This window comes from Pseudomonas sp. GM84 (assembly GCF_000282535.1).
GTDB lineage: Bacteria > Pseudomonadota > Gammaproteobacteria > Pseudomonadales > Pseudomonadaceae > Aquipseudomonas.
The window spans coordinates 1-10,543 of sequence record NZ_AKJC01000128.1 but is presented as its reverse complement, the minus strand read 5'-3'; the positions used below and the strand labels follow the sequence as shown (position 1 = coordinate 10,543).

The 10,543-nt window shown below is 61.8% G+C and carries 5 protein-coding genes; 4 read left to right on the top strand and 1 reads right to left on the bottom strand.

The window, feature by feature from the left end; genetic code table 11:
- Positions 1–150 precede the first annotated feature (150 nt).
- The gene (locus tag PMI38_RS11490) at positions 151–1,380 is read right to left on the bottom strand and encodes an MFS transporter (RefSeq protein WP_008093975.1); all 1,230 of its coding nucleotides are present in this window, start codon (positions 1,378–1,380) and stop codon (positions 151–153) included.
- A gap of 302 nt (positions 1,381–1,682) precedes the next feature.
- On the opposite strand from PMI38_RS11490, the gene PMI38_RS11485 reads away from it, so the two are divergent.
- The 4 genes from PMI38_RS11485 (at position 1,683) to PMI38_RS11470 (ending at position 10,444) form a co-directional block, all read left to right on the top strand.
- On the top strand, positions 1,683–2,837 hold the full coding sequence (locus PMI38_RS11485) for a response regulator (protein WP_008093974.1): 1,155 nt from the start codon (positions 1,683–1,685) through the stop codon (positions 2,835–2,837).
- 41 nt (positions 2,838–2,878) lie between these two features.
- Positions 2,879–7,267, top strand: a complete 4,389-nt coding sequence (locus PMI38_RS11480; protein ID WP_008093973.1) for a response regulator — start codon at positions 2,879–2,881, stop codon at positions 7,265–7,267.
- Between the two features lie 328 nt (positions 7,268–7,595).
- A complete protein-coding gene (locus tag PMI38_RS11475) occupies positions 7,596–9,086 on the top strand; it encodes a DUF1254 domain-containing protein (protein ID WP_008093972.1) in 1,491 nt (496 codons plus the stop codon).
- A 62-nt stretch (positions 9,087–9,148) separates the two neighbouring features.
- Positions 9,149–10,444 carry a DUF1254 domain-containing protein gene (locus PMI38_RS11470; protein WP_008093969.1) on the top strand — a complete coding sequence of 432 codons (1,296 nt, stop codon included), beginning with the start codon at positions 9,149–9,151 and terminating at the stop codon, positions 10,442–10,444.
- Positions 10,445–10,543: the final 99 nt, after the last annotated feature.

The window sequence follows — 10,543 nt, the reverse complement described above, 5'->3', positions numbered from 1 at the left end:
AGCGCGGAGCATGGCACCGGCTTCGCCGGTGTTCGCGGGACAAGCCCGCTCCCACAGGAATCGCCCCAGCTTTTAGAAATTGAGCAAGACAGTTGCTCCCACAGATACAGCGCGAGTCTTGAGGGCACAGGTGCATCTGTGGGTCAATGGTCAAGCAGTCTGGCTAACCGCCAGGCGATTGCTGACATTACGCCCCAGCACCAGCACCGTAACGAAACCACAACCCACCAGGGCCGTGGCCAGGCTCAACAGCACCGAGCTGCCCAGCTGGTCGACGATCTGCCCGCCGAAGAACGAACCTAACGCGATGATCACCTGGAACATGGCGACGAACAGTGGCATGCCGCGTTCGACGTCCTTGGGCGCCACGACGAACATCCAGATACTGGCGCAGGCCGGGAAGGCACCGAAGGCGAAGCCCCAGAGCGCGATCAGCATCGCAGCGCCCGTCATGCCGGTGGCGAAGTAGGGGAACAGGGCGGTGCTGATGGCGATCATCAGGGCGACCAGCATCAGGGTGTGACGCACGCTCCGATTGGCGGCGAAACCGGCGAAGATGTTGCCCATTACCCCGGCAACGCCATACAGCAACAGCAGCGAACCGATAGTCGGCCCATCGAAACCCGCGTTTTGCTTGAAGAACGGGGCGACATAGGTGTACGCGGCAAAGTGCGCCAGACCAATCAACAGCACCGCGATCAAACCCACCCGAGCTTGCGGGTTGATGAACAGCGCTGGCAGGTCACTGATGCGAATGGCCTTGTCCGGGTTGAGTCGCGGCAGCAGAAGGACCTGTGCCAGCAGCACCGGCACGCCCACCAGCGCGGTGGCCAGGAAGGTCATGCGCCAGCCCATGAGGCCACTCAACCAGGTGCCTACGGGCACACCCAGCACGGTGGCCAGGGTCACTCCGACCATGATGATCGAGGTGGCCTGGGCCACGCCTACGCCCTTGGGGGCCAGGCGGCCGCTGAGGGCAATGGCGGTAGCCCAGAAGCCGCCGATGCTGACGCCCAGCAGCACGCGCCCGAACAGCAGCAGGTTGAAGTCGCTGGCGTAGGCCACGACCGCGTTGGCGATGATCATGATCAGCGTCAGGCCGATCAGCAGGTAGCGACGGTCCAGGGCGCCAATGCCGACCGACAGCAAAGGGGCGGCGAGGGCGGCCATGATGCCGGGCAGGGTCACCATCAGGCCGGCCTGGCCTGCACTGATACCGAGATCGCTGGCGACATCGTTGAGCACGCCCACCGGGAGAAACTCACTGGTCACCAGGGCGAAGGCACCCACGGCGACCGAAAGAATCGCCAGCCATTGCTGTTTGACGCTTTGTTGACGATGTTCGAGGGGGCCGTGAGAGGCCTGGGGGGAGCTTGGCATGGTGCGGGGTTCCAGAGGGGAATGTCGCCTGGAGCAGGCGGGGGAGCGGGGGGAAAGTGGAAGCCATTATAGGGGGCGGTCCTGGCCACCCGACAGGCTGGGCTTTCGATAGTAATCATCACTGTAATCGATGAAAGGTGCCGGGCAGAGCGGCCGCGACTGGCCGAAAGCGGACTTTGCTGCAGCCTCGGGTTGGCCAGCCTCCGACGGCCCGGCGATCGCACACTTTGTTAGCTACGCTTCCAGCAGCAAAACGGCACCGTTTCGGACTCTCTCTTTGATAGACAGATGAGCTGAGATCAATGGACAGCGTGCAGCCCCCTCCTGTATCGGCGACCCTTCTGGTGGTCGACGACACCCCCGACAACCTGATGCTGATGGTCGATCTGTTGAAGGACCGTTATCGCGTCAAGATCGCCAACAGCGGCGAGAAGGCACTGCGCATCCTCGAGGGCGACCCTCTGCCCGACCTGATCCTCCTGGATATCATGATGCCGGGCATGTCTGGCTACGCGGTGGCCGAGGCGCTCAAGCAAGACCCTCGTACCCAGGACATTCCAATCATCTTCCTCACTGCCATGGCCTCCAGCGAAGACGAAATCCGCGGCCTGGAGCTGGGCGCTGCCGACTACATCACCAAGCCGATCAGCCCGCCGCTCGTCCTGACGCGGGTCCAGGCCCAGCTCAAGGTGAAAGCGGCGGCGGACTTTCTGCGGGACCAGAATGACTATCTGGAGCAGGAAGTTCAGCGGCGCACGCGCGAAGTCTCGGCGATTCAGGATGTCACCATACAAGCCATGGCATCGCTGGCCGAAACGCGGGACAACGAAACCGGCAACCACATACGGCGTACCCAGAACTACGTGAAGCTGCTGGCCGAACTGTTGTGCCAGCATCCGCGCTTTCGCCACTTTCTCAACGAAGAAACCATCAGGCTGCTGTTCAAGTCGGCACCCTTGCACGACATCGGCAAGATCGGCATTCCCGATCACATCCTGCTCAAGCCCGGACGCTTCACGCCCGAAGAGTTCGAAATCATGAAGACCCATACCACCCTCGGCCGTGATGCCATCCAACATGCCGAGGAGCAACTGGGAATGAGCGTCGGGTTCCTCCACCTGGCCAAGGAGATCGCCTACAGCCATCAGGAGAAATGGGATGGCAGCGGTTATCCGCAAGGGCTCGCGGCTGACGCCATACCGATCAGTGCGCGCCTGATGGCGGTGGCGGACGTGTATGACGCGCTCATCAGTCGCCGTATCTACAAACCGCAAATGCCCCATGAGAAAGCGGTGCAGATCATTCGCGACGGTCGCGGCACCCATTTCGACCCCGACATTTGTGATGCCTTCCTGAACAACGCCGAGCGCTTCCGGGAAATTGCCGAACATTTCGCCGACTCTGAACATGAGGTCGAGCAATTGACCGTATCGGGCCAACGTCCTCAGAAACCCTGAATGACAACTGCTGATGCGCGAACGCCAAGGAGTGCTGGTCGATGAATCCACTCGCTCTGCTGGAGCGCCTGCCGCTACGTCGCAAGTTGATTCTCGGCTTTACCGTGCTGCTACTGCTTTCTCTGGTGCTCGGTGTACTGAGCCTGCGCATCCAGTCGGAGCTCAAGCGTGAACTGCAGCAGCTCTACCGCCAGGATCTGACCGGCGCCAATCACCTGCATGACGTACGGGTCGAGTTGCCACACATCAGTCAGGCCATGCAGCGGGCAGTAGCCACCCGCAGCGCGGGCACGCGCATGGCTGCGTTGCGACAGCTGGAAATCGACAAGCAAAATCTACAGGCGTCGCTGGCCCTCGCCAGACCTACCGTGTTTCGCAGCGAGAACCTGGACCGGCTTGCCGAGTTCGAGTCGCTGCTCGAACGTATTCTCGAAACCGGCAATCAGGCGATCGAACTGGCTGAAAAGGGGCACCAGGACCAGGCTGTGCTGCTCATCTATGGCGATGAGTTCCAGCAACTGGACAACCGCGCCGATGCCTTGCTCGGTCGCATCGCCCAGGGCAAGCAGGCGGCGCTGCATGATCTGGTGACCGAGATCACCCAGTACGCCGAGCGGGGCACCTTGCTGACCTATGTCCTGCTGTTCGGTGGCCTGGTACTGGCCCTGATGCTGGCATGGCTGGTCAGCCTGTCGATCCGCAAGCCGCTGGAACGGGTACGCAGCGCCGTCGATCAGCTCACCGCAGGCCAACTCGACCATCCTATTCCCCATACCGATCTGGGCAACGAGACCGGCGATCTGGCCCGAGCGATTGCCAAGCTCCAGGTCGAATCCCGCCAGCTGGAGAGCCAGCGCTGGCTGAAGGCACAGGTATCGCTGGTGCAGATCGATATTCAGGCGGCAGAAACGCCGGAGCAGCTCGGTCGTTTTTTTCTGCATCGCCTCGCGCCGATGCTGGGGGCGTGTCAGGGGGTACTCTACGTGCTGCCCGAGGGGGGCAGTCACCTGCAGCTGTCAGGTGGCTATGCACTGTATGGAGAATGTCCCCCGGCAGAACGGCTCGCACTGGGCGAAGGCCTGCTGGGGCAGTGTGCGCTCGATCACGAACCCCGTCAGTTGACGGATATGCCCCACGCATTCTGGCGCATACGGTCGCAGCTCGGTGAACTGCCGGCCAGCCATTTGCTGGTCCAGCCCGTGATGCGCGGCGAGCGCCTGCTCGGCGTGCTGGAGTTGGCCGGTTTTCGTCCACCCGCGGAGCGGGAGTCTGCGTTGCTGCAAGAGGTGCTGCCCAGGCTGGCCGGCGCCATGGCCATCCTGGAGCGCAGCGAAGCGGCCGAGGCCCTGCTGGCGGAAACCCGGCGGCAGGCCGATGCGATGGCGGTGCAGACGCGCCTGCTGGAGCGCCAGGCGACCGAACTGGAAGCCCAGCAAACGGCGTTGCGGGCTACCGAAGCCTGGTACCGCGGAATCATCGAGGCCTCCCCGGATGGCATGCTGGTGCTGGGGGCTGACGGTCGCATCCTGATGACCAATCCACAACTGGATGCATTGTTCGGCTACGACCAGGGCGAGCTTGTCGGGTCTGGCGTCGAACGCCTGGTGCCGCAGCATGCGCGCGAACGGCATGCGATTTGGCGCAATGGCTTCATCACCAGCGGCACCACGCGGCAAATGGGCGTCGATCTGGAGGATCTGCGCGGTGTGCGCAAGGACGGTAGCCTGTTCTCGGTGGAGATAGGCCTGTCTCACCTGCCCAGCCTGGAAGGGCGCGGCGTCTGCGTCTGCGCTTCTGTGCGCGACGTCAGTGAGCGCCGTGCGATGGAGAACAGGCTGCGTACGGCCAGTGACCGTTTGAGCCTGGCCCAGGAGGCGGGTGACATCGGGCTGTTCGACGTCGACCTGGTGACCGGTCATGACTACTGGACGCCCCAGCTGGAAAAGATGTTCGGGCTGGAAACCGGTGAGTTCGGGGGGACAATGGCGCATTGGAAGGCATTGGTGCATCCCGATGATGCAGAAACGGTCGACCAGGCCTATGCAGAAGCGGTCGCCAGCGGTGTCGATCGGTATGAATTCGATTTTCGCGTCATTCGCAAGACCGATGGCACGGTACGTACATTCAGAGCCTTGAGCCGCTTCACGCGCGCCCCGGACGGCACCCCGCTGCGAGCGACAGGGGTCAACATCGACGTCACGGAGCTGATCAAGGCGCGTGCGGTGGCGGAAGAAGCGACCCGCGCCAAGAGCGAGTTCCTGGCCAACATGAGCCACGAGATTCGCACGCCGATGAACGCCATCATCGGCATGAGCCATCTGGCGTTGCGCACGGGCCTGGACAGCAAGCAGCGCCACTACATCGAGAAAGTGCATCGCTCCGCCGAGAACCTGCTGGGCATCATCAACGACATTCTCGACTACTCGAAGATCGAGGCCGGCAGGATGGGCCTCGAATACATTCCGTTCCGCCTGGAGGACGTGCTCGACAGCTTTGCCAACCTGATCGGCCTGAAGGCCGAGGAAAAAAAGCTCGAATTGCTGTTTCAAACCCCACCGGATCTGCCTACTGCACTGATCGGGGATCCACTGCGCCTGGGACAGATACTGATCAACCTGGGCAACAACGCCGTCAAGTTCACCGAGACCGGCGAGGTCGTGGCCGGGGTGGAGGAGGTGAGCGCGACCGACGAGCAGGTGTCATTGCACTTCTGGATGCGCGACACCGGCATCGGCATGTCGGTCGAGCAATGCGAGCGCATGTTCCAGTCGTTCAGCCAGGCCGACAGCTCGATCACGCGCAAGTACGGGGGGACTGGGCTTGGCCTGTCCATTTCCAAGAAGCTGGTGGAGATGATGGGCGGGCGGATCTGGGTAGAAAGCACGCTCGGCCAGGGCTCCACCTTCCACTTTCAGGTGCGCCTTGGCTTGCAGCAAGGTGCTCAAGCCCAACGCATGTTCAATGCCGGCGAACTGCTGGGCATGCGGGTACTGGTGGTGGACGACAACGCCAGCGCCCGTGAGATTCTTTGTGCCATGGCGCGCAGTTTCGGCCTGGAGGCAGACGTCGCGCAAAGCGGCACGGAAGCGCTGGGCCTGCTGGCCAGCGCAGAGGCCAGGGCACAACCCTACGACCTTGTACTGATGGACTGGCGGATGCCCGGCATGGACGGCATGGAGACCGTGAGCCGGATGAACGCGGACAGCCTGCGGCATACACCGCCTGTGATCATGGTGACGGCGTTCGGTCGTGACGAGGCTCAGGAGGAGGCCGAGCGTCAAGGCATTCAGATACCGGTGGTGCTCACCAAACCCGTGACCCCCTCATCGCTGCTCGAGGCCATTGGCACGGTTCTGGGGCGCGTTCAGCAGGGCGAAACCCGGGCCGCCGAACGTTCAGGGCACAGCGCCAGCAACCAGGCCGGCCTGCGGGGTGCGCGACTTCTGCTGGTCGAAGACAACGAAATGAACCAGGAGCTCGCGCGTGAGCTGCTGGAGAGCGTGGGTGTAACGTTGCGCCTGGCCGGGCATGGCCAGGAAGCGCTGGACATCCTGGCGGTCGACAGCCGCTTCGACGGTGTGTTGATGGACTGCCAGATGCCGGTCATGGACGGCTATACCGCCACGCGCAAGATCCGCGAACAGCCACGCTTTGCACAATTGCCAGTAATTGCGATGACCGCCAATGCCATGGAGGGCGACCGCGAAGATGCCCTTGCCAGTGGCATGAATGACCACATACCCAAGCCCCTGAATGTCGATGCCATGTTCGCCACGCTGGCCAGATGGATCAGGCCGAAAGCCTCTTCCCAGCCTGTAGCGCCCCAGGCATCGCAGCCTGGAACGAGTGATCTGCCTGCCAGTATCGAAGGCATCGACATGGCGGCGGGCCTGGCGACCTGCATGGGGCGGCGCGGCCTCTATCTGCGGCTGCTGGTGAAATTTCGCGAGGGTCAGGCCAGTTTCGTCGAACAGTTCCGCCGTGCGTTGGCTGGCCCGGACGGCACGGCTGCAAGCCGTATCGCCCACAGCCTGCGAGGTACGGCTGGCAATATCGGCGCCAAGGCTATCGCCCAGGCTGCAGCAGAGCTGGAACAGGCTTGTCTGGCTGCAGAAGAAGACCTGGTCATCCAGCGTCTGTTGGCGCAGACACAGACTTGCCTGGCCCCGACGTTGGCCGCGTTGGCAGGGCTTGGCGAGGTGGCTTCCCTCGATACGCATGAATCGCCGCGAAACCAAGCTGAATTGGAACAACGACTGACCCGGCTCAAATCGTTACTGAGCGAAAGCGATGCGAGTGCGGTGAGCGCGCTCGAGGAACTGCGCCGACTGTCGCTCGAACCAGGCCTGGCCGCGCGCCTGGCTCAAGTTGCCGAGCAGATCGCACTGTTTGATTTCGACCGCGCCCTGGAACTGCTGCAGGACGAATAGGCATGAGGTGTTGTGGCCTGCCAAACCGGGGGCTGAGCGTCCACTTTCGACCCAAGACAGACACTTGTTCAAAGCGCTGTGCCAGTGCCTGCCTCATCGCCGGCAAGCCGGCTCCGACATGAGTATCACCAGCCCTCAGGCTTGCGTTGTACCTGTGGGAGCCGCGCTTGCCGGCGATGGGCCGCGAAGCGGCCCCAACGTCCAGATGCCTGCTTTCGGCCAAAAGCGCACGCTCGATCCCTCTCGAAAACCTCACCTACACTGCTTCAAGCTCAGCTTAGAGCTGACGCAGACTTCGGTCGCCTTGCTTGCCCTCCAGGAGTTTCCCATGAGCGCCGTAGATGGATTGAAGACTCGGATGACTTCCACTCTGTTTCCGTGCCTGCTGGCCACTGCGATCGTCAGCGGCATCATCGCCACCGCGCAGGCGGCTACGGAGCCACTGGGTGGTCAGCCGCCACAGGGCTCGGTACCTTCGATCAAAGACTTCGACTACCAAATCAAGTACCAGCGTGCGTTCGAAGCCATCCTCTGGAACATGCCGGCAATCGCCATCTACTCGTTCCGTCGTGCTGCCGAGAAGGATCTTGGCTACAAGGACAACGACATCATCGCTTACTCGGCAACGGCCACGCCTCGGCTCGAAGCGATTACGGCCAACAGCACCACGCCTTACATCGCTGCTTACACTGACCTGCGCAAAGGCCCTGTAGTCCTGGAAATCCCCAAGGCGAATGCCGATGGCAGTCTTTACGGCCAGGTGGTGGATGCCTGGCAGCTCACGATCGCCGATGTCGGTCCGGCCGGGCTCGACAAAGGCAAAGGTGGCAAGTACCTGTTCACGGCGCCTGACTACAAGGGTGAAGTTCCCAAGGGCTACATCCACGTCACTTCGCCGAACTACCGAATCGCTCTGGCCTTCCGCTCGGTGCCGCCACCGGGCAAGACCGCGAAGGATGCCTACGCCTACGCCAAGCGCCTGCGCATGTACTACCTGTCCGAGGCCAAGTCCCCTCCCCAGCAGAAGTTCATCGACCCCGCCCATGAACGCTACCCGACACTGCCGTTCTACGACGAACGTCACTTCGAGGACATGCACGCGATCATGAGCGTCGAGCCTGTACGCGAGCACGACAAGGTGATGATGGGGATGTTGTCGTCGCTTGGCATCGTGAAAGGTAAACCCTTCGCACCGGACGAAACCGCCAAGCGGGCGATGCACCAGGCGGCGATCGATGCCTGGTTCTACCTCCAGCAATGGTTCGATACCGAAATGTCAAAGCGTGTGTACTGGCCAGATCGGCACTACGTATCGCTGCTGCAGGCCGATGCCAACCGCGAGTTCAAGTTCATCTACGACGATCGCATCGACCTGATCGAACGGGCAGCAGAGTACTTCTGGTGCACCTACATGCCCAAGGTGCTCAGCGCCTCACCGGCCACGTCCTACCAGATGGCGATGGCCGACATGGACGGCAAACCGCTCGAAGCCGGTCAACTCTATAAGCTCGATGTGCCCAAGGACATGCCCGTCAAGCAGTTCTGGGCGCTGACGGTCTATGACCGTGCCACCTTCTCGTTCATCTACAGCGACAGCAATCGCACCACGCTGTCGTCATTCGACGTCGACCAGATGAAGAAAAATGCCGACGGCGGTGTGACCCTCTATGTCGGACCCAAGGCGCCGCCGGGCGCGGAAGCCAACTGGATTCCCACTTCGGGCAAGCGCCCCTTGCCGGCAATGCGCTTCTACGGCCCCACAGAAGCGCTCAATGACAAGACCTTCAAGTTGCCCGACTTCGAGCGGGTCAACCCCTGAGTGCCGCCTGCCATTTTGTTACACAAACGACAGGGCTGGCTCGCCGGCCCAAAGGAGTAGTGATGAAAACCACGCTGCTTGGAGCCGCCCTGCTGTCGCTTGCCGTGCCGGCCTTCGCGCAGATCCCCGACAAGTTGGCCGAGGATGCGTACATCTATGGCTATTCCATGGATGAGGCCTACAAGTTCTTCTACGAAACGGCGGTCAAAACCCATACCCCGCTCAACCGCTTCCAGAACATCCGCCACCTCGCCGATGATACCTACGTCGACCACCCCACCATCAACAACGACACATTGCACTTGCAGGGGTGGCTGGATATCGCCGCCGAGCCGGTAATCGTCAGCGTGCCGGAAATGGAAAAAGGCCGTTACTGGATCCTGCACACCATGGACATGGGCCACTACACCACGTCCATGATCGGCTCTCGGACGCGTGACACCAAAGGTGGCCACTTCATGTTCGCCTCGCCGCAGTGGAAGGGTGAAGTGCCGGGCAGTGTCACCGAAGTGATCCGTGTCGAATCCAACCTGGTGAAAGTGATGGGCAGGATCATGTCTACCGGTCCGCAAGACCTGAAAACGGCCCTCGGCTACATGGATGACTGGAACGTTCGTACGCTCTCGGCCTATCTGGGCGAGCCTGGTCCAAAGGCCAAGCAGCGCACCTACCCCGACCCGGCCAGGACCAACTGGCTGCAACGGGTCAACTTCGTGCTCTGCGACGGCAACATGGGCCAGGCCGACAAGAAATGGCTCGACCAGTACAAAGCAGTCGGTGTCGAACCCTGCAAGGAAAACTTCACCAAAGAACAACTGACGGCTGCCAGGAAAGGCGAAGAACTGGGCATGAAGCACATCAAGGAACTCGCACCGTCGATGACCGATGCCGGTAAGCTGCTGGGCACCCGTGAACAGTTGGGCGATGGGCCCCGTGACTTGTTTGCCGAGGGCACCTACATCGGCCAGTGGGGGCTGCCACCTGATGAAAGCATCTACTTGCGCACCGAGAAAGCCGCCGACGGCAAACCGATCAACGGCGCCAATGGCAAGTCCTACACCATGCACTTCAAGGCGCCTGATGTGAGCCAGTTCTGGTCCTTTACAGTGTATGGCTCGGACAATCGCCTGATGGCGCATAACGCGCTCAATCGCCATAGCCGTGGCGACCGTACGCTGAAACCGGACGCCAATGGCGAATACACCATCGAGCTGAGCGCCAAGGGTGACGAGAGCAACCCCAACTTCCTGCCCATTCCGGAAAAGGATGCGTACATCGTCATGAGGCTGTATGGACCGAGCAAGGCGGTGCAAGGGGGCGGCTACAAGTTCCCGCCTGTCGAAGTGACCTCAAACTGACGCTTGAGGATGTTGGGGCCGCTTCGCGGCCCATCGCCGGCAAGCGCGGCTCCCACAGGCACAACGCAAGCCTGGGGGTGGTGATCCTCCTGTGGGAGC